Origin of the sequence: Pseudarthrobacter siccitolerans (genome assembly GCF_001046895.1) — a bacterium.
Lineage (GTDB): Bacteria > Actinomycetota > Actinomycetes > Actinomycetales > Micrococcaceae > Arthrobacter > Arthrobacter siccitolerans.
The window spans coordinates 48,301-66,998 of record NZ_CAQI01000045.1 but is presented as its reverse complement, the minus strand read 5'-3'; the positions used below and the strand labels follow the sequence as shown (position 1 = coordinate 66,998).

Annotated in this window: 19 protein-coding genes and 1 pseudogene; 15 read left to right on the top strand and 5 right to left on the bottom strand. The window is 66.8% G+C overall.

The window, feature by feature from the left end:
- From ARTSIC4J27_RS22195 to moaA, 3 genes and pseudogenes are all read right to left on the bottom strand, one after another.
- Positions 1-232: pseudogene (locus tag ARTSIC4J27_RS22195) on the bottom strand (HNH endonuclease signature motif containing protein); the annotation flags it as partial.
- 376 nt (positions 233-608) lie between these two features.
- On the bottom strand, positions 609-875 hold the full coding sequence (locus tag ARTSIC4J27_RS13295; protein WP_050055674.1) for a MoaD/ThiS family protein: 267 nt from the start codon (positions 873-875) through the stop codon (positions 609-611).
- A 5-nt stretch (positions 876-880) separates the two neighbouring features.
- Positions 881-2,002, bottom strand: a complete 1,122-nt coding sequence (gene moaA / locus ARTSIC4J27_RS13290; protein ID WP_200900827.1) for a GTP 3',8-cyclase MoaA — start codon at positions 2,000-2,002, stop codon at positions 881-883.
- Positions 2,003-2,315: 313 nt separating this feature from the next.
- Here moaA and ARTSIC4J27_RS13285 point away from each other — a divergent pair, with 313 nt between their 5' ends.
- From ARTSIC4J27_RS13285 to ARTSIC4J27_RS13255, 7 genes are all read left to right on the top strand, one after another.
- Positions 2,316-3,830, top strand: a complete 1,515-nt coding sequence (locus ARTSIC4J27_RS13285; RefSeq protein WP_167344678.1) for a molybdopterin-dependent oxidoreductase — start codon at positions 2,316-2,318, stop codon at positions 3,828-3,830.
- Between the two features lie 20 nt (positions 3,831-3,850).
- Complete coding sequence (locus ARTSIC4J27_RS13280) at positions 3,851-5,179, top strand: molybdopterin molybdotransferase MoeA (protein WP_235436669.1); 1,329 nt, start codon at positions 3,851-3,853, stop codon at positions 5,177-5,179.
- Complete coding sequence (gene moaC, locus ARTSIC4J27_RS13275) at positions 5,167-5,658, top strand: cyclic pyranopterin monophosphate synthase MoaC (protein ID WP_050055673.1); 492 nt, start codon at positions 5,167-5,169, stop codon at positions 5,656-5,658. Before ARTSIC4J27_RS13280 ends, moaC begins: the two co-directional genes overlap by 13 nt.
- On the top strand, positions 5,655-6,185 hold the full coding sequence (locus ARTSIC4J27_RS13270) for a MogA/MoaB family molybdenum cofactor biosynthesis protein (protein ID WP_050055672.1): 531 nt from the start codon (positions 5,655-5,657) through the stop codon (positions 6,183-6,185). Before moaC ends, ARTSIC4J27_RS13270 begins: the two co-directional genes overlap by 4 nt.
- Positions 6,175-6,657, top strand: coding sequence for a molybdenum cofactor biosynthesis protein MoaE (locus tag ARTSIC4J27_RS13265; protein ID WP_050055671.1), 483 nt, complete (start codon positions 6,175-6,177; stop codon positions 6,655-6,657). The genes ARTSIC4J27_RS13270 and ARTSIC4J27_RS13265 overlap by 11 nt, the downstream gene beginning before the upstream one ends.
- Positions 6,658-6,765: 108 nt before the next feature.
- The gene (gene dapB / locus ARTSIC4J27_RS13260; RefSeq protein ID WP_050055670.1) at positions 6,766-7,536 is read left to right on the top strand and encodes a 4-hydroxy-tetrahydrodipicolinate reductase; all 771 of its coding nucleotides are present in this window, start codon (positions 6,766-6,768) and stop codon (positions 7,534-7,536) included.
- A gap of 3 nt (positions 7,537-7,539) precedes the next feature.
- The gene (locus tag ARTSIC4J27_RS13255) at positions 7,540-8,019 is read left to right on the top strand and encodes a hypothetical protein (RefSeq protein ID WP_050055669.1); all 480 of its coding nucleotides are present in this window, start codon (positions 7,540-7,542) and stop codon (positions 8,017-8,019) included.
- A gap of 8 nt (positions 8,020-8,027) precedes the next feature.
- On the opposite strand, the gene ARTSIC4J27_RS13250 is transcribed toward ARTSIC4J27_RS13255, so the two are convergent.
- A complete protein-coding gene (locus ARTSIC4J27_RS13250) occupies positions 8,028-9,263 on the bottom strand; it encodes a heparan-alpha-glucosaminide N-acetyltransferase domain-containing protein (RefSeq protein WP_050055668.1) in 1,236 nt (411 codons plus the stop codon).
- An 85-nt stretch (positions 9,264-9,348) separates the two neighbouring features.
- Here ARTSIC4J27_RS13250 and ARTSIC4J27_RS13245 point away from each other — a divergent pair, with 85 nt between their 5' ends.
- The 8 genes from ARTSIC4J27_RS13245 to ARTSIC4J27_RS13210 all read left to right on the top strand — a co-directional run bounded on the left by ARTSIC4J27_RS13245 (position 9,349) and on the right by ARTSIC4J27_RS13210 (position 17,995).
- Positions 9,349-9,693, top strand: coding sequence for a hypothetical protein (locus ARTSIC4J27_RS13245; RefSeq protein ID WP_235436667.1), 345 nt, complete (start codon positions 9,349-9,351; stop codon positions 9,691-9,693).
- Positions 9,694-9,717: 24 nt separating this feature from the next.
- Positions 9,718-10,467: a carbon-nitrogen hydrolase family protein gene (locus ARTSIC4J27_RS13240; RefSeq protein ID WP_050055667.1), complete on the top strand. Its 750-nt coding sequence runs from the start codon at positions 9,718-9,720 to the stop codon at positions 10,465-10,467.
- 104 nt (positions 10,468-10,571) lie between these two features.
- On the top strand, positions 10,572-11,480 hold the full coding sequence (gene dapA / locus ARTSIC4J27_RS13235; protein ID WP_050055666.1) for a 4-hydroxy-tetrahydrodipicolinate synthase: 909 nt from the start codon (positions 10,572-10,574) through the stop codon (positions 11,478-11,480).
- Positions 11,481-11,521: 41 nt separating this feature from the next.
- Positions 11,522-13,213 (top strand): ribonuclease J, encoded by a 1,692-nt coding sequence (locus ARTSIC4J27_RS13230; RefSeq protein ID WP_050055665.1) that lies wholly within the window; start codon positions 11,522-11,524, stop codon positions 13,211-13,213.
- A 145-nt stretch (positions 13,214-13,358) separates the two neighbouring features.
- Complete coding sequence (locus tag ARTSIC4J27_RS13225; RefSeq protein WP_050055664.1) at positions 13,359-16,235, top strand: FtsK/SpoIIIE family DNA translocase; 2,877 nt, start codon at positions 13,359-13,361, stop codon at positions 16,233-16,235.
- A 23-nt stretch (positions 16,236-16,258) separates the two neighbouring features.
- Positions 16,259-16,900: a CDP-diacylglycerol--glycerol-3-phosphate 3-phosphatidyltransferase gene (pgsA, locus tag ARTSIC4J27_RS13220; RefSeq protein WP_050055663.1), complete on the top strand. Its 642-nt coding sequence runs from the start codon at positions 16,259-16,261 to the stop codon at positions 16,898-16,900.
- The gene (locus ARTSIC4J27_RS13215; RefSeq protein ID WP_050055662.1) at positions 16,897-17,391 is read left to right on the top strand and encodes a CinA family protein; all 495 of its coding nucleotides are present in this window, start codon (positions 16,897-16,899) and stop codon (positions 17,389-17,391) included. Before pgsA ends, ARTSIC4J27_RS13215 begins: the two co-directional genes overlap by 4 nt.
- A gap of 151 nt (positions 17,392-17,542) precedes the next feature.
- A complete protein-coding gene (locus tag ARTSIC4J27_RS13210; protein ID WP_050055661.1) occupies positions 17,543-17,995 on the top strand; it encodes a helix-turn-helix domain-containing protein in 453 nt (150 codons plus the stop codon).
- A gap of 159 nt (positions 17,996-18,154) precedes the next feature.
- On the opposite strand, the gene ARTSIC4J27_RS13205 is transcribed toward ARTSIC4J27_RS13210, so the two are convergent.
- Entirely contained in the window at positions 18,155-18,661 is a 507-nt protein-coding gene (locus ARTSIC4J27_RS13205) for a MarR family winged helix-turn-helix transcriptional regulator (protein WP_050055660.1), read from the bottom strand.
- Positions 18,662-18,698: the final 37 nt, after the last annotated feature.

Here is an 18,698-nt window from a genome sequence, read left to right as displayed (position 1 = left end):
CCCGGGCTTTGACGGCGGAGATCTGGGCTTCCAGCTGCTTCGTTACCGCCAACCGCTCCAGCCGGATCTCATACCGGCGCTGCAGCACATCCACAACAGCGCCGCCACCAGGAGCGCCATCGGCGCCGGTCCCAGATTCCAGCCAGTTATCTTCGAGGAACAGCGCCTCAAGCCGGGCAGCGGAGGAGTGAATGCCCTCCATCGCCGCGGCCGTGCCTGCTCCGTTTCCCATACCAAGATCATCCATCGAGGCACTGACATTCGGATGGGCAGCTTCCGTTGACACCTTCCGGACTGGCACAGCAGGCGCAGGTTCTTGGTCAGGGAACAGCGTTGCCGCGCCCATTTGCTTGTCTCCTGCGCCCGTGTTCATACGGATATCATCCATCGAGGCACTGACATTCCGAGGCGCGTCGGCTGAGGTGCGGACCGGCGCAGTCGGCGCGGCGGGAAGCAGGGGGTCCGCGTTGATTTCCGAGCTTCCCGTGCTGTGTCCCATGCCAGCATCATCCAGCGAGGCACTGACATTTCCGGAGCTGGCACGGAGGAGGGCATTCCAACGGCCACGGCACTATCGCGAGTGCGAACCACCGCGAGGAGCAGTACTCCTAGCCCCCGGCAAACGGAGGCAGCACGTCCACCACGTCGTCGGCGTTCAGGACAACGGTCTGATCCCGCACCGCCACCTCATTGAGCAGGAAACTGCTCCGCGACAGGAGACGGGCCAGCGGGGGAGTCCCGGCAGGAGGCTCAGGCCGCTCCACGGAAAGGACCGCCTCCAGCAGGTCGGCAACAGTGGCGCCCGGCGCCAGTTCGAAGCGCTCTTCCTCCACCCCTGCAGCAGCGCGTGCGGCAGCGAAGTAACGTACGTTCAAGAGATTCAGCCCCCGATGGCGCTCATGCTGCGGTCCGGCTGGACGAAGTCCGGAGCGTCAAGTCCCACGTGGTCCATACCGTGGGCTTTGGGTTTGATCCACATGGCGTCCTGCCACCGCTGCGCAAGGGCTTCATCGCCGGCACCCGAGCGCAGGAGGCCCAGCAGGTCGAACTCCTCACGCGAAAACAGGCAGCTCATGATCTTGCCCTCGGCAGTGATCCGGGTCCTGCGGCAGTCCGAACAGAACGGTTCAGTCACGGAGGCAATGATGCCCACGGTCCCCAGCAGGGGGCCCGCACCAGACCCGGCCACCCGCCGTCGTACCTCAAAGCGTTCCGCAGGGGCACCATCGCGGGCGCGCGGATCCGGGCTCAGGACAAAGTCACCCGACAGCAGGGAGCGGATCTCCGCCGCCGTGATCATGTTCCGCCGCGTCCAGCCATGGTCAGCGTCAAGCGGCATCTGCTCAATGAACCGCAGCTCGTAGCCCCGGTCCAGCGCCCACGCCAGCAGCGACGGCGCCTCGGCATCATTGATGCCGCGCATGAGGACCGCATTGAGCTTAACCGGGCCAAGGCCTGCAGCCCAGGCCGCGTCCACGCCGGCCAGCACCTGGTCCAGGAACGGCCGCCGGGTCAATTTGGTGAAGGTCTCCTCATGCAGCGAGTCAAGCGACACGTTGATCCGGGTCAGGCCTGCCGCCTTCAACGCGGCCGCCTTCTTTGCCAGGCCCACACCGTTGGTGGTCATGGAGATGGGCAGATCGGGATGGTTGCTGCGGAGCGAGGCGATGATGTCCACGAGGTCGTGCCGCACCAGCGGTTCACCTCCGGTAAGCCTCAGTTCGCGGACGCCCAGCTGTTCGACGCCGATACGCACGATCCGGACGATCTCCTCCGCCGACATCACGGCCTGCTTCGCCAGCCACTCCAGGCCCTCGGCAGGCATGCAGTAGGTGCAGCGAAGGTTGCATTTATCCGTCAGGGAAAGCCTCATGTCCGTTGCGCGGCGGCCGTACCGGTCGGCCAGCCCGGCCGGGGCATCGGCGGGGCGCGCAGCGGGGACGGACGGCAGCCCTGCGGCTGCATCTTCCCGTGGCTGCGGTATGCCTAGCTGGACACTCATGAATTCAGGCTACGCCACTATGGGCTCTGCATCACACCTGCGACCGTCCGGGCGGCGGCAGGATAATCTGCGGCCCCGGACCGGAGCCGCGGGTGGCCGGCGAACCTAAGCTGTAGGTGTGAACAGCTCCCAGCCACAGCCTGCAGCGCACGACGGCGGGACGCGGCTTCCCGGGCCTCCCTCAGCTTCGCTGCCGCCCGGGTCAGGAACCCTGCAGCCGCAGCAGCCGGCGCCTTCCCTGCAGAAGGGATCGGGTCTGCCGAAGGGGCCCAGGGCGGCGCAACGCGTCTGGCTGGCCGCCGCTGCCGGCGCCATTGCCGTGGGCAGCGCCCTGGTTTTGGGGGAGCTCCTGGCTGGTGTGTTCAGCCCGGCGTTGTCGCCGGTGACAGCTGTTGGCGGCGCCGTTATCGATGCCGTTCCTCCTGGCGTGAAGGACTGGGCGGTGGCGCTGTTCGGGACGGCGGACAAGGCGGCGCTCCTGGTGGGGATGGCCCTGGTCATTGCGGCACTGGCCGCACTGGCGGGAGTTGTGGAGGACGGCCGCCGCTTTGCCGGCGTCACTGTTATCGGATTCTTCGGGTTGGTGGGCCTGCTCGCCGTTCTGACCCGCGCCCAGGTCACCTTCAACGCCATGGTGCTGCCCATAGTCACCGCCGTCGTGGCGGGAGCAATGCTCAGATTCCTGATCCGGCGGCTGCAGGAGTGGGACCCCCTTCATGTGGCACGTGGCGAACCCCAGGCAACGGGCGAAGCCGCGCCAGCCCGCCGTCGCTTCCTCCAAGTCTTGGCAGGCGGAGCCGCCTTCACAGTTGTCGGCGGCGCGCTGGCATCGCTCTGGCGCAGCGCCGCAGCGGCCGTCAGTGAAGCGAGGAGCCGAGTGGCCTTGCCGGCACCCGCATCAGCCGCGCCGCCCATTCCCTCCGGGGCGGAGGCAGGCCTGGACGGAATGCAACCCCTGGTCACTCCCAATCCTGACTTCTACCGCATCGACACCGCGCTCACTGTTCCTTCCATCGACCCGGACACGTGGGTGCTGAAAGTTATCGGGATGGTTGACCGGGAGATTGAGCTGTCCTTCGCCGACCTCCTGGCCAAACCCCTTCTCGAACGCCACGTGACCATCGCCTGCGTGTCCAATCAAGTGGGCGGGGACCTGATCGGCAATGCGCGCTGGCTGGGCTGGCCCGTCCGGGAACTGCTGGCACTGGCCGGGCCCCAACCCGGCGCGGACATGGTGCTTTCGCGCAGCACGGACGGCTGGACTGCCGGCACCCCGCTTGAGGTCCTCACCGACAACCGGGATGCGTTGCTTGCGGTTGGGATGAACGGCGAGCCGCTTCCCCTGGAACACGGATTTCCCGTCCGGCTGGTGGTGCCCGGGCTCTACGGCTATGTCTCGGCAACCAAATGGGTGACGGAGCTGAAGGTCACCCGGTTCGCCGACGACGTCGCCTACTGGACTCCCCGCGGCTGGTCTGAGCGCGGTCCCATCAAAACGTCAGCACGGATCGACGTGCCACGCGGTGGAAGGCCCGTGAAGCGCGGAACGGTGATGTTCGGCGGGGTTGCCTGGGCACAGCACACGGGGATCGGGAAGGTGGAGCTCCGCGTGAACCGGGGCCCCTGGCAGCAGGCACAGTTGGCCGAAGGCATCTCGCTGGACACCTGGTACCAGTGGACGCTGGGCGTGGAGCTGACCGAAGGCCAGTACGAGGTCCAGGTCCGGGCCACGGATCTCGCGGGCCAGGTGCAGGACAAACAACGCAGGCCGGTGGCCCCGGACGGAGCTACCGGGTTCCACACGATTAGAGTGGACGTGCAACCCTGATGGCTACTGAAGGCGGAACCATGACCAGCCCGCAACCGCACGGAACGTCGCTGTCCGGGACGTCCCAGTCCGGAACATCACAGCCCGGAAACCCCCAGCAAACGCCGCACCAGGAAAAGCACCACCGCCACCAGGCGCGGTCCGTGGCCGAGCACGCGGCCGCCGTCGCCGAACTGCTGCAGCCGCTCCGGTCACCTCACCGGACCGAAGTTCTGCCCCTGCGCGAGGCACTGGGCCGGGGCCTGGTGGGCGACGTTACCGCCCCCATCAGCCTGCCGCCGTTCCCGAACTCCCAGATGGACGGCTATGCCATCCGTTCGGCGGACCTGCCCGACGGCGGCGGCGAACTGCGCGTGATGCCTCCCGTTCCCGCCGGTGCCAGTCCGGACGCCCTCCAGCCCGGCACAGCCGCCCCGATCATGACCGGAGCCATGCTCCCCGAGGGGGCCGACGCGGTCGTCCCCATTGAGCGGGCCGTACCGGACCGTTTCCTGCCGCACACCGAAGAGGCAACGGAACAGGCAACGGTCAGGCTTCCTGAGGCGGCGCCCGGCACCTACGTGCGGGAAACCGGCAGCGATGTGCGGGCCGGTGAGACGGCCCTGGCAGCGGGCACTTTCCTCGGCCCTGCCCAGTTGGGACTGCTCGCCGCGTTGGGCATCCCGGAAGTGACCGTCTACCGGGCCGTGACGGTCCTGCTGGTCACCACGGGGGACGAAGTGGTGGAACCCGGCCAGGACCTTCCCGCCGGAAAGATCTACGACTCCAACGGCACGCTCCTGGAAGCTGCCATGCGGCAGGCAGGCCTGGAGGTGCGCCGGGCCGGCATCGTCACCGACAACCCCGAAAAGCTTCGCGGCTTGCTTCGTGCCGAGGGTGCGGCGGTGGATCTCATCGTCACCACCGGCGGGGTCAGCAAAGGGGCCTACGAGGTAGTCCGGCAGGCGATGGAAGACCAGCCCGTTGAATTCCTGCACGTGGCCATGCAGCCGGGCGGGCCGCAGGGGATCGGGACCTTCGAGGGGCGCCCCTTCCTGGGATTCCCCGGCAACCCGGTCAGCTGCCTGGTGTCCTTTGAAATGTTCCTCCGCCCGGTGCTGGGCCGCCTGCTCGGCACTCCGGCGCCAAGATTTCCCCTTCGCGCCCGCCTCGGACAACCCCTCACGTCTCCGGAACAGAAGCACCAGGTCCGCCGGGGCACGCTCACGCCCGACGGGACCGTCGAGCTCCTGGGCGGCGAAAGCTCACACCTGATGCATGCGCTCGCGGGCTCGAACGTGCTGGTCCACGTCCCTCAGGGAGTGGCCGCGCTCGAGGCAGGGGCAGAGGTGGAAGTATGGATGCTGTGAATGCAGAACAATCTCCCTCGCTGACGCACCTGCGCCAGGACGGCAGCGCCCAGATGGTGGACGTCTCCGCCAAAGCCGAAACAACCCGCGAAGCCACCGCCACCGCCACGGTCCAGACCACCGCAGAGGTCATGGCACTGCTCGGTTCCGGCGGACTGCCCAAAGGGGACGCGCTCGCGGTGGCACGGGTGGCCGGAATCATGGCCGCCAAGAAGACCCCCGAACTGATCCCGCTCTGCCACCCGCTTCCGCTGTCCAAAGTCACCGTGGACTTTGACCTCGCCCCGCAATCCGTGTCCATCCTGGCCACTGTGAAGACCCGCGGCGTTACCGGTGTGGAAATGGAAGCCCTCACCGCGGCTTCCGTCGCGGCACTCAGCGTCTACGACATGATCAAGGCCGTGGACAAGCATGCGGTCCTGAACGACATCAAAGTGGTGGCCAAGAGCGGCGGCAAGAGCGGGGATTGGACACTGTGAGCACTTCCAGTACGCTCAACGCTCCCGAGCCGCACCGGCACGGCGACGTGCAGGGCCGGAAGGCCGGCGTCGTTATCGCCTCCACCCGGGCCGCCGCAGGGATTTACGACGACGAAACCGGCCCCGTGATCACCGACTGGCTGACCGAACACGGCTTTGACGTGTTCCCCGCCATGGTGGTGCCCGACGGCGAGCCAGTGGGCGCGGCGATCCGCGCCCTCCTCACCCAGCATCCCGCCGTCGTTATCACGAGCGGGGGAACGGGCCTCAGCCCGGACGATCGCACCCCGGACGTGACTCTGCCGCTCCTGGACCGCGAAATTCCCGGCATTATGGAAGCGATCCGCCGGGCAGGGGCCGCAAAGACCCCGCTGGCGGCGCTGAGCCGTGGCTACGCGGGCGCCGCGGGCCATACCTTCATCATCAACCTGCCCGGATCACCCAAAGGGGTCATGGACGGACTGACCGTCCTGGACCCGGTGATCGGGCACCTCTGCGACCAGCTGGAAGGCGGACATGGGCACTGAAACATCATTCGAGGTAGTCAACGCCGTCCTCAGCGCGGAGCCCATCTCCGTTGACCAGGCCATCGCGGCGGTGGAGAGCGACACCGCAGGTGCGGTGGTCAGCTTCAGCGGCGTGGTGCGCAACCACGACGGCGGCAAGGCCGTTGAGCGCCTCAGCTACAGCGCGCACCCCACCGCCCACCAGGTGATGGCCGACGTCGTAGCCCGGCTGGCAGCTGAACAGACCGCGGCGGTCGATTCCGCTGCCCCAGGCGGCGGGTCTGCACAGCCGGTGCGGATCTGGGCCGCGCACCGGATCGGCATGCTTGAGATCGGGGACCCTGCGCTCGTGTGCGCCGTGGCCGCGGCCCACCGCGGCCAGGCGTTTGCCGTGTGTTCCGAACTGGTGGACCGGATCAAGGAACAGGTTCCCATCTGGAAGGAACAGTTTTTTACCGACGGAACCGTGGAATGGGTGGGAGCGGGCAGCTGATCCTGCACCCCAACTCCCGGGTACCCGGGGCTTTCCAGCCTGCCCGTGCGAGGTAACGCACAGTCCCCGGTTCCCGTACGGCTCAAGGCCACCGGTAGGCTTAACGGCATGACCGAACAACTCTCCGCTCCCATGCCCGTTGCCGTGCTGGGCGCGAACGGGCGCATGGGCGCTGAAGCCGTAAAAGCCATCGAAGCCGCGCCGGACATGAAGCTCGTCGCGGCCCTGGGCCGCGGCGACTCGCTGGACCAGATTACGGCTGCAGGCGCCCGTTTTGTGGTGGACCTGACGGTGCCGGAAAGCACCGAGGCGAACGTCCGCTTCACCGTCGAGCACGGCATCCACGCCGTGGTGGGCACCACCGGCTGGGACAGCGCGAAGCTGTCCGCCCTGGAGGACCTGTTGGCCGGCCAGCCCGAAGCGGGCGTGCTGATTGCCCCCAACTTCGCCCTTGGCTCGGTCCTTGCCTCCGCCTTTGCGGCGAAGGCAGCCAAATACTTTGAGTCCGTGGAGATCATCGAACTGCACCACCCGGACAAGGTGGACGCGCCATCCGGCACCGCCGTCCGCACCGCACAGCTCATCGCCGCCGAGCGCGCTGCCGCCCAGGTGCCGCCAAGCCCCGATGCCACCACCAGCGAACTGGCCGGTGCCCGCGGCTGCGAGGTCGACGGCGTGCGCGTCCACAGCGTGCGCCTCCGCGGCCTGGTGGCCCACCAGGAAGTCCTCCTGGGCGGCGCCGGCGAGCAACTGACGCTGCGCCACGATTCTTTCGACCGCGCCTCCTTTATGCCCGGCGTGCTCCTTGGCCTGCGCAAGGTGGCCGAGCACCCGGGACTCACGGTGGGCCTGGACGGCTACCTGGACCTGGGGCTGTAGGCCATGGCAGGGCTGGTGGCGGGTTTCCGGAAAAACCGCACCAAGATCTGGGTGGGCGCGGTCACACTGCTCCTGGTCTTCTACCTGGTGGTGTCCTTCCAGCGTTCGGTCCTGCTGCTGACGGACAGCAACCCCGCCGCCGTGGCCATCGGGGCGGCCTACCTGGTGCTGCCGGTGATCGGAGCCTGGGCGCTGGTCCGCGAGCTGATGTTTGGCGCCCGCACCGAACAGATGGCAAAAGTCCTCGAAGCCGAAGGCGGGCTTCCCGTCGACGAACTGCCCAGGACGCCCGCCGGCCGCATCGTCCGGTCCGCCGCCGATGCCGAATTCGAGAAGTACCGGGCCGAAGCTGAAGCGGCCCCAGAGGACTGGCGTTCCTGGTTCCGGCTGAGCTGCGCCTACGATGCCGCTGGCGACCGCAAGCGTGCCCGCGCTTCCATGCGTGATGCCGTCAAGCTCTTCCGGAGCAACGTTCCGGCCTAGCAGTACGCCTACCGGATGGCTTTGGGACCGCCCCGCCCCACCTGGTTTGCAGCGTGCCCCACCCACTCCAGCGGCCCGCGCCACTTGAGCAGCACAAACACCATGCCGATGATCACCGCAGACGCGGCGTGGGCGAAGTACATGGCGTCCTCCGTCCAGCCGGCCGGAAGCGGTTTGAGGTAGAACCCCGAAACCACCCAGACGTGGACGGAGTACAGGGTCAGTGTCATGGCGCCGGCGCCGCGCAGGGGCAGCAGCAGGTCCAGGGCCACCCAATCGGCCAGCCTGCCCAACAGCAGGAACGCCCCGATCACCGCCACAGCCACCGCCGACGTGTGCAGCAGGTCCAGGGTGGTGGCCGAGTGGGGTGCCGCCGACGCCAGCCACCACCACGAACCCTCCTGCGGAATGCCCGTCAGGTTGACCTGGAGGACACTGTCCAGCGGATAGCCGGGCGAATTCAGTACCTTCTCCAAGGCCGCGCGGCCGCCCCAGTCCTCCATGGCCGCGGTCCCCAAAGATTTGGCCGCAACCGCCACGATGGTGCCGCCCGCCAGCAGCACCCAGGGCACCAGCGCCTTGTGCAGCATCAGGCGGCCGACGACGAGCCCCACCAAAAGGTAGGACAGCCACTGGAAGACGGGGTAATAGCCCGTCAGAAAGACATCGGCCAGGAGCCGGCCGGGAGTGGACAGATCCTCCCACGAAGGATTGTGGCCCAGCTTGAGCGGCGGGTTCGCGGCCAGCAGCCACGGACGCAGCAGGTATGCCAGCACCGGGGACAACAGGATCCAGCCGGCCGCCCAGGCGCACAGCGCCTTCAGCCGCAGGCCGAGGAACGGCAGGACGCACAGGAACAGCACTGCGTAATGGACCAGGATGATGGCCAGGTTCACTTCCAGGCCGCCCAGGCTGAGTCCGACGGCGGCAATCACCAGGGCGCGCAGCGCCACGCCGCGGCGGGCGCCGGACAGCTCGGGACCCTGCAGCGGCTTGTGCTTTCCCGTGGATAAGGCAAGGCCCGCCCCTGCCAGGACCGCGAAGAGGGCAGCCGCCCTGCCCGAAAAGGTCAGGCCGATCCAGGTGGGGGTGAGGTTGGCGTTCGACTCGAAGGTGGGAAGCAGGTGGGTGGCCATCATGCCCAGCAGCGCCAGCCCGCGGGCCGCGTCGATGCCGTGCAGCCGGGCCGGGGCGGACCGGCCGGGAGACGTCCTGGCGGAAGCGGCGGCATTACGGGAGGTCATGCCCAGATCGTCTCACATCCGGCTGTGCCGGCACTGTCAAAGAAGTCCCTTGTATTCGAATATGTGTTCGAATAATATGAACGGCATGCAAACGCCATCATCCAGAGTCCCGGCATCCGGAGCCCCCGCATCCGAGTCCCGCCACGCCGGGCCGCTGAAGGCCATGAGTCCCGGAGTGGTTGATTACCTCTTCCGCCAGTTGGTGACGGGAAAGACTCCCGAGGACACGCAGTGGGAGCAGGAAGGCATCAGCCTGTCCGCCCAGCCGGAGGGGGCCGAGCTCGCCCGGCGCCTGGCCGAGACGGACATCGACGCCCTGACGCCCGTGGAGCTGTTCCACTACGTCCGTGCAGCCCAACGCCTCGCCACGTGGGCGGAAGGGCTGCGGCAGGCAGCGGTGGGCAGGTACTGCCAGCCCGGGCCTGTGTAGCCCCGGCATGCCTAGGATGGAGGCGTGTCCGACACCCTTCCTGTTTCCGTCATCCAGTACCGGCCGCTGGACGGAGGCATCCCGGCCAACGCTGCGGAGCACGTGCGCCTTATCGAGGATGCCGACGACCACGGCGCCCGCCTGGTGGTCTTCCCGGAACTCTCCCTGACGGGCTACCGGCTGGATCTCCTCGGCCAGCCTGACTCGTGGCTCGTGCCGGATGACACGCGGCTGGGCGATGTCCGCGAGATCTGCCGCCGGACGGGCATCACTGCCGTGGTGGGGGCGGTCCTTCGCGAACCCGACGGCACGCCCCGGCTTGCGTCGGTTGCCGTCCACCCGGACGGCGCCACCGAGGCGGCTTTCAAGACGCACCTGCACGGGCCTGAACGCGAGCTCTTCACGCCGGGGGAGGGGCCGACGCTCGTCGAGGTGGACGGATGGCACGTTGCGCTGGCGCTCTGCCTGGATACCTCCATGCCCGCGCATGCCGGGGACGCTGCCGCCGCCGGAGCCGATCTTTATTGCGTGTCAGCGCTGTACACCAAAGAGGAAGAGCACCGCCTTGCCCTCCACCTCGGTGCCCGCGCCATGGACAACCGGATGTTCACGGCGCTGGCCAACCTTGGCGGCAGGAGTCCGTCAGGCGAATCGTGCGGGCTGAGCGGATTCTGGGGGCCGGACGGGTTTCCCCTGCGGCAGGCCGCGGGGACCGGCACCGAAGTGGTTTCATCAGTCCTGCAGCGCAGCCGGCTTGAAAAGTTCCGGAAGTAAATCTCAGGGCAAATCTCCGTGGCCCGGAGCGGAAACCGCTATTTGACGTTCATCACGCCCGTCCTATTGTCCTAACCAGCCATGGACAGGGTAACGTTTTTTCCATGGCTGACACTTCCGCGCACATCCCTGCCCTCGGTACCCTCCTGACCGCCATGGTCACGCCGTTTTCCAAGGACGGCTCAGTGGATTACCAGCAGGCGGCGGAACTGGCCACCAAACTCGTCGACGACGGCTGCGACGGCCTGGTGGTCACCGGAACCACGGGTGAAACCTCCACCCTCACCGACGAAGAGAACCTCGGCATGTTCCGAGCGGTCAAGGAAGCCGTGGGCGGCCGTGCTGCGATCATCGCCGGTACCGGCACCAACGACACCGCACACTCGGTGCACCTCTCGCGGCAGGCCGCAGCGCTCGGCGTCGACGGCATCCTGCTGGTGACCCCTTACTACAACAAGCCCAGCCAGTCCGGTCTGCGCGCCCACTTCGAGACCATCGCCTCGGCCGCCGACGTGCCCGTGATGCTCTACGACATTCCCGGCCGGTCCTCCATTGCCATCGAGCCCGAGACCATGATCCGGCTGGCGCAGCACCCCAACATCGTTGCGGTGAAGGACGCCAAGGCCGACTTCGTGGCCGCCACCCGCGTTATGAGCGAGACGGACCTGCTCTTCTACTCGGGCGACGACGGACTGACCCTGCCGTGGATGGCGCTGGGCGCCGTCGGCCTGGTGGGCGTCACCACCCACGTGGCCACCCGCCGCTTCCGCGAACTCATTGACGCCGTGAATGCGAACGACCTCAGCACCGCACGGAAGATCAACTTTGAACTCCAGCCGGTGGTCCGCGCAACCATGACCCGGGTCCAGGGGGCCGTCGCGGCCAAGCAGATTCTTAAATGGCAGGGAGTCCTGCCCAACTCGATTGTCCGTTTGCCCCTCGTGGAGCCGGACGAAGCCGAGATCGAAACCATCCGCGGGGATTTGGCGGAAGCGGGGCTGGTCTACTCCTGAGGACGACGACCGGCACCCTTCCGCCTGGAAAGTAGTGCAATATGACCCAAATCGCCCTGACCGGCCTTGTCACCCCGCCGCGCCTGCCCAACGGCACGCTGCGGATCGTTCCGCTTGGCGGACTGGGGGAGATCGGCCGGAACATGGCCGTGTTCGAGATCGACGGCAAGCTGCTGATCGTCGACTGCGGCGTCCTCTTCCCGGAGGAAACCCAGCCCGGCGTTGACCTGATCCTTCCTGATTTCTCGTACATCGAGAACCGGCTGGATGACATCGTGGCCGTCGTCCTCACCCACGGCCACGAGGACCACATCGGTGCTGTCCCATACCTGCTGCGCCTCCGCAACGACATCCCGCTGGTGGGTTCCCAGCTGACCCTTGCCCTGATTGAAGCGAAGCTGCAGGAACACCGCATCCGGCCCTACACGCTCACCGTGGAAGAGGGCCAGGTAGAGAAGTTCGGCCCCTTCGAGTGCGAATTCGTAGCCGTCAACCACTCGATTCCTGACGCCCTGGCCGTCTTCATCCGCACCGCAGGCGGCACCGTCCTGCACACTGGCGACTTCAAGATGGACCAGCTTCCGCTCGATGGCCGCATCACCGACCTCCGGCATTTCGCCAAGCTCGGCGAGGAGGGCGTTGACCTCTTTATGTCGGACTCCACCAACGCGGACGTCCCGGGCTTCACCACGGCGGAAAAGGAAATCGGCCCCACACTGGAGCGGCTCTTCGGCCAGGCCTCCAAGCGCATCATCGTGGCCTCGTTCTCCTCGCACGTCCACCGGGTCCAGCAGGTCCTGGACGCTGCCGCGAAGCACAACCGCAAGGTGGCTTTTGTTGGCCGCTCCATGGTCCGGAACATGGCCATCGCGGAAAAGCTGGGGTACCTGGATGTTCCGCCGGGCCTGATCGTGGACATCAAGAACATCGACAATCTGCCGGACAACCGCGTGGTCCTGATGTCCACCGGCTCGCAGGGTGAGCCGATGGCGGCGCTGTCCCGGATGGCCAACGGCGACCACCGCGTGGTGGTGGGTGACGGCGACACCGTCATCCTGGCGTCCAGCCTCATCCCGGGAAACGAAAACGCCGTCTTCCGCATCATCAACGGGCTGCTGAAACTCGGCGCAGATGTCATCCACAAGGGCAACGCCAAGGTCCACGTCTCCGGCCACGCCGCGGCCGGCGAACTCCTGTACTGCTACAACATCCTCGAGCCGCTCAACGCGATGCCCGTGCACGGCGAGACCCGGCACCTGATCGCCAATGGCAAGATCGCCATCGAATCCGGGGTCCCGGAAGCCAGCGTGATCCTCGCGGACAACGGCACCGTGATCGACCTGAAGGACCACCGCGCCGATGTCGTGGGACAGGTGGAAGTGGGCTTCGTCTACGTGGACGGGTCAAGCGTGGGGGAAATCACCGACGCCGACCTCAAGGACCGCCGCATCCTCGGCGACGAGGGCTTCATCTCCATCATCACCGTGATCAACCGCACCACCGGCAAGGTAGTCTCCGGGCCGGAAATCCACGCCCGCGGCGTGGCCGAGGACGATTCCGTGTTTGATGACATCATCCCCAAGATCAATGCAGCGCTGGAAGAAGCCGTCCTGAACCACGCGGACCACACCAGCCACCAGCTTCAGCAGGTGGTCCGCCGGGTAGTGGGCACCTGGGTCAACCGCAAGCTCCGCCGCAAGCCAATGATCATCCCCGTGGTCCTCGAAGCGTAGAGCCCCGCACTGGCTCCGGCCCGTACTCCGCATCAGGAGTACGGGCCGCAACCGCTTAACGAGTCCTGCCCCCTGCTTTGATCCAGGGGGATAGCCGGGCTCCAAATCCCCGGGAAACCGGCGTGGTTCCGGTACCGTGGCTACTATGGCCACTCGTACTACTTCCGCGCCCAATGGATCCAGCAAGGCCAGCTCCGGCAGCAAAGCCGGCGGCCGCAGTTCCGGCTCCACGGCAGCAAAATCTCCGGCCAGGTCCGGGCGCACCAGCACGGCCAGGACACGCCAGCTTCCCGCCGTCGAAGAGCACCAGCCGTGGCTGCTGCGGGTGGTAGGCGGCGCGTGGCTGGGCATCGGACACCTGGTGGGCGGGGGAGTGCGGCGCATCGGCCATGACGTCAGCGACCTCCCGGCCGAGGACCGCCGCGATGGCGCCGCCCTGTTCAACCTCGCCCTGGGCATCTTCATTGCCACCTTCGCCTGGTGGGGCCTGACGGGCTGGTTCCCCGACGCCGTCTACAGCGTGGTGAACGGGACGTTCGGCTGGATCTCACTGTTGCTTCCCCTGATGCTCTTTGTCTGTGCATTCCGGCTCTTCCGCCAGCCCTCGGACGGGCGCGGCAACAACCGGGTGGGGATCGGCTTCCTCATCATGACGTTTGCGGGCTGCGGGCTGGCCCACATCATCGGCGGTCAGCCCACCGTTGCCCAGGGCTTTGACGGTCTGCGCCAGGCCGGCGGGATGCTGGGCTTCCTGGGCGCCTCCCCGCTGGCCGCGATCCATCCGGCCGTGCCCCTGGTGCTCTACGGGCTGCTGGCCTTTGTATCGCTGCTCATCATCACTGCCACGCCGTTCGGCGCCATCCCTCGGCGGCTGCGCGGCGCCTATGAGCACCTGATGGGCATCGACCTGCAGGAGGAGGACGGGAACCGCCACGACCGAAGCTACCTGGAGCGGACGGCGCCTGCGGCGCCGAAAAAGAAGAAGCGCCGCTTCTTCGGCAAGGATGAGGAGTCCGACGCCGGCCTGGAAGGCTATGTGGGCGACGAAGCCTTCGAGCATGCCGTCATCGACGACGACGAGCCGGAGCCGCCGCGTCCGGCCCCCGGTGTCCGCCGTCCCACCCAGGCGGAGATCGCCGTCGAAAAGATCAAGGCCGCGCAGGGCCTGGGCAGCGCCGCAGCGGCGGGCCAGGACAACGCCACCGAGGCAATCCCCATGGTCACGCCCGGAATGGCGGCTGCCGGCAGCAAGCCGGCCGCCGCACCCACCGTGCCCTCCAACCCCGTGGCTCCCGCACCCCCGCCCGTTCCCATCCCGCAGCGCACCGAGCAGTTGTCCCTGGCCGGCGACGTCACGTACACGCTCCCCGCGTCGGACTATCTCACGCCCGGCTCCATCCCGAAGGAGCGCACGGAAGCCAATGACGCCGTCGTCGCTGCCCTGACGGACACCCTGCAGCAGTTCAATGTCGATGCCACCGTCACGGGCTTCAGCCGCGGCCCCACTGTCACCCGGTATGAGATCGAACTGGCGCCGGGAACAAAGGTGGAGCGGGTCACCGCCCTGTCCAAGAACATTTCCTACGCTGTGGCCTCCAGTGATGTGCGCATCCTCAGCCCCATTCCGGGAAAATCCGCCATCGGCATTGAGATCCCCAACACGGACCGCGAAACCGTATCCCTGGGCGACGTGCTCCGCAGCCAGAACGCCCGCCGCACGGACCACCCGATGGTGATGGGCGTGGGCAAGGACGTCGAGGGCGGCTACGTGGTGGCCAACCTGGCGAAGATGCCCCACCTGCTCGTCGCCGGTGCCACGGGTGCCGGTAAGTCCTCCTTCGTGAACTCCATGATCACGTCCATCCTCATGCGCGCCACCCCGGACGAGGTGCGGATGGTCATGGTGGACCCGAAGCGGGTGGAACTCACCGCCTACGAAGGCGTCCCGCACCTCATCACCCCCATCATCACGAACCCGAAGAAGGCCGCCGAAGCCCTCCAGTGGGTGGTCCGCGAAATGGACGCCCGGTATGACGACCTCGCGAACTACGGCTTCAAGCACATCGACGACTTCAACAAGGCCGTCCGCGCCGGCAAGGTCCAGCCACCGGTGGATTCCAAACGGGTCATTCGTCCCTACCCCTACCTGCTGGTGATCGTGGACGAGCTGGCGGACCTCATGATGGTGGCTCCGCGCGACGTCGAAGACTCGATCGTCCGCATCACCCAGCTGGCACGCGCCGCCGGTATCCACCTGGTGCTGGCCACCCAGCGGCCGTCGGTGGACGTGGTCACCGGCCTCATCAAGGCCAACGTACCCTCCCGCATGGCGTTCGCCACCTCCTCCGTCACGGACTCCCGCGTGGTCCTGGACCAGCCCGGTGCCGAAAAGCTCATCGGCCAGGGCGACGCCCTCTTCCTGCCCATGGGTGCGTCCAAGGCCATGCGTGTCCAGGGCGCGTGGGTCACGGAGTCCGAAATCCACAAGGTGGTGGAGCACGTCAAGGGACAGCTCCAGGCCAGCTATCGGGACGACGTCGCGGCGGAGGCGCCCAAGAAGCAGATCGACGACGACATCGGGGACGACCTCGAGGTGCTGCTGCAGGCCACCGAACTGGTGGTCACCACGCAGTTCGGCTCCACGTCCATGCTGCAGCGCAAGCTGCGCGTGGGTTTCGCCAAGGCCGGCCGCCTGATGGACCTGCTCGAATCCCGCGGCGTGGTGGGCCCCTCGGAAGGCTCAAAGGCCCGCGACGTGCTGGTGAAACCGGACGATCTCGCCCCCGTCCTGGCCGCCATGAAGGGCCAAGAGGCGCCGGCCGCACCCGATGCTCAGACTGCTGCGCTCAGCGACAACGCCAACGCGAACATCGCCCAGGGCGGGTATGCCGAAGACCTGGTGGCCGCGGACCTGGACCAGCGGAAGCAGAACGTGGAATATTACGACGGCTCCGACTCCCCGCCCGGCGGGTACGACGACGAGGACGGGTCCGAGGACGCCTGGTCCCTCACGGGCCGCTAGGGCGGAGACGGTAGCCTAGAAAGGTGACTAGCACCGATGCAACCGCCGCCGGCTCCAGCCGTGCCGGGGTCTGGAACCTTCCCAACGTCCTGACCATGCTCCGCATCGCGCTGGTGCCGTTCTTCGTCTGGTTCCTGATCGCCGACGCGCCCGGCCTCGACAGCCAGTCCGGGCCCTGGCGCTGGGCAGCGGCGGCCGCGTTCGCCGTCGCGATTTACACTGACAAGCTCGACGGCGACATCGCCAGGAGCCGGAACCTCGTGACCGACTTCGGCAAGATCGCCGACCCCATCGCGGACAAGCTGCTCATTGGGTCTGCCCTGGTGATGCTGTCCGTGCTCGGCGAGCTGCCCTGGTGGGCCACCCTGGTGATCCTGGTGCGTGAATGGGGCGTCACTGCCCTGCGCTTCTTCGTCATCCGTTACGGCGTCATCCCCGCCTCCCGGGGCGGCAAGCTCAAAACCGTGGTCCAGACGGCGGCCATCTTCCTGTACCTGCTCCCGCTGGGCGCCATTGCACCGTGGCTCACCTGGGTGGCGTTCGCCGTCATGATGGTGGCCGTAGCCATCACCGTCTGGACCGGCGTCGAGTATGTGGTCGAGGCTGTGCGCCTGCGGGCCAAGGGCAAAGTCCAGGGAACCACCAGCGGACAGGATCCGGTATGACCAACCAGCAGCATCTCTCGCTTCACCATCTGGCTGAGCAGGCAGTCCGGCAGGCCATGGAGCTAAAACGCACCGTTGCAACGGCGGAATCGCTCACTGCGGGCATGGTGTCCGCGGTCCTCGCCGACACGCCCGGCGCTTCCGGAATGCTGCAGGGCGGCGTGGTGGCCTACCAGAACTCCGTCAAGGCGGACGTGCTGAACGTCTCCGCGGAACTGCTGTCAAGGGTCGGATCCGTTGACATCGGTGTGGCCGCAGCCATGGCTGACGGTGCGCGCACGGCACTGGGAGCCGATATCGGCATCTCCACCACCGGCGTTGCCGGGCCCGAAGCGCACGACGGAAAGCCGGTGGGAACTGTCTACATCGGCATCGCCACGGCAGCGGGAACAAACGGTTACGAGTACGTGTTTTCGGGTAACCGGGCCGAGATCCGGGGGCAGGCCTGCGGGGCTGCGCTGGAACGGTTGATCGAAGCCCTGGCTTCCTGAAGTTACCCGACTGTAAAGTTGGCGGGAACAAAAGCCGGTACCGATTAGTTATTACATTGTGTCGCTTCCGGATAGCGGAGGCGCCTAGGATAAAAACACCAACGGTTCGCTTCACGGCAAACCGGACTTAACGAGGAGCAAGGCGATACAGATGGTAAAGCAGCCCGTATCCGTAAACGGCGTTGTCCGCTGGAAGGATGTGGGCCTCGCCGATCAGGCTAAGAGCGAACAGAAGGAGCGCAAGATGGTAGTACTTCGTCACGAAATCGGTGATGTCCTGCGCGATGTTCGCCAGCGTCAGGGGCGAACCCTTCGTGAGGTTTCGCACAGCGCCCGCGTGTCCCTGGGTTACCTCAGTGAAGTGGAGCGCGGCCAGAAGGAAGCATCTTCCGAGCTGCTGTCCTCGATCTGCTCGGCCCTGGACGTCCCGTTGTCCAGCATGCTCCGCGAGGTCAGTGACCGCGTGGCAGTAGCCGAAGGCGTAGCCGTCCCGGACACCGTACCGCAGGAATTCTCCCAGCGTTACGGACGCGACCTTGAGCGCGACCTGAACAACGAACTCAACGACGAACTTTCAACCGGCCTCCTTTCCGGCGCCCGGTAAGGATTGATCCGCCATACGGCGGAATCCTGCACGCGAAGCCCCCGGCAGCCCGCCGGGGGCTTTCCGTGTTTCCGGGCGCAGCTTCCTGGAGCCGGCGCATGGCCGGCACGCCCCGTGCTTGTCCGGTGTATTTGCGGTTTGGATCTCGAGGGTTTGGGCCTAAATGTCCTGCGCGAAACCGTCGCGCTCATAGGTTGCGTTGAGCTTGGCGATAAACCGGGCAAGTTCCTGCAAGTCCTCCACCGGCCATTCGCCGAGCCGCTCCCGGAAGACCTCGCGGCGCGCGTCCTGGACCTGGTGCATCTTTTCCTCGCCCTTGGGAGTGAGCCGGATGGCCTGGGCACGTCCGTCCAGAGGGTCGGCTTCCTTCGACACCAGCCCGATGCTTTCCAGGAACGCAATCTGGCGGCTGACGGACGGCTTGCCCACCCCGATGTTCATGGCCAGGTCCGTGAGCCGGATGGGGCCCTCCCGCCGGATCACCGTCAGCAGACCGTAGGCAGCCGGCTCCATGTCCGGATGGACCTGGCGGGAGAGCTGGTTGGAGATGGCCCGTGCGCGCCGCCAGAAGACGCTGATCTGGTGCTCGACGTTTTGCAGGGCGGCATCCACCAGGTCATCGTCGTCGCGGCCATCGGGGGTCGGGGCGGCAGGGGAGTTGCTCATGGCAACAATTCTAGGGTCCGGGATCATGAGAGACTCA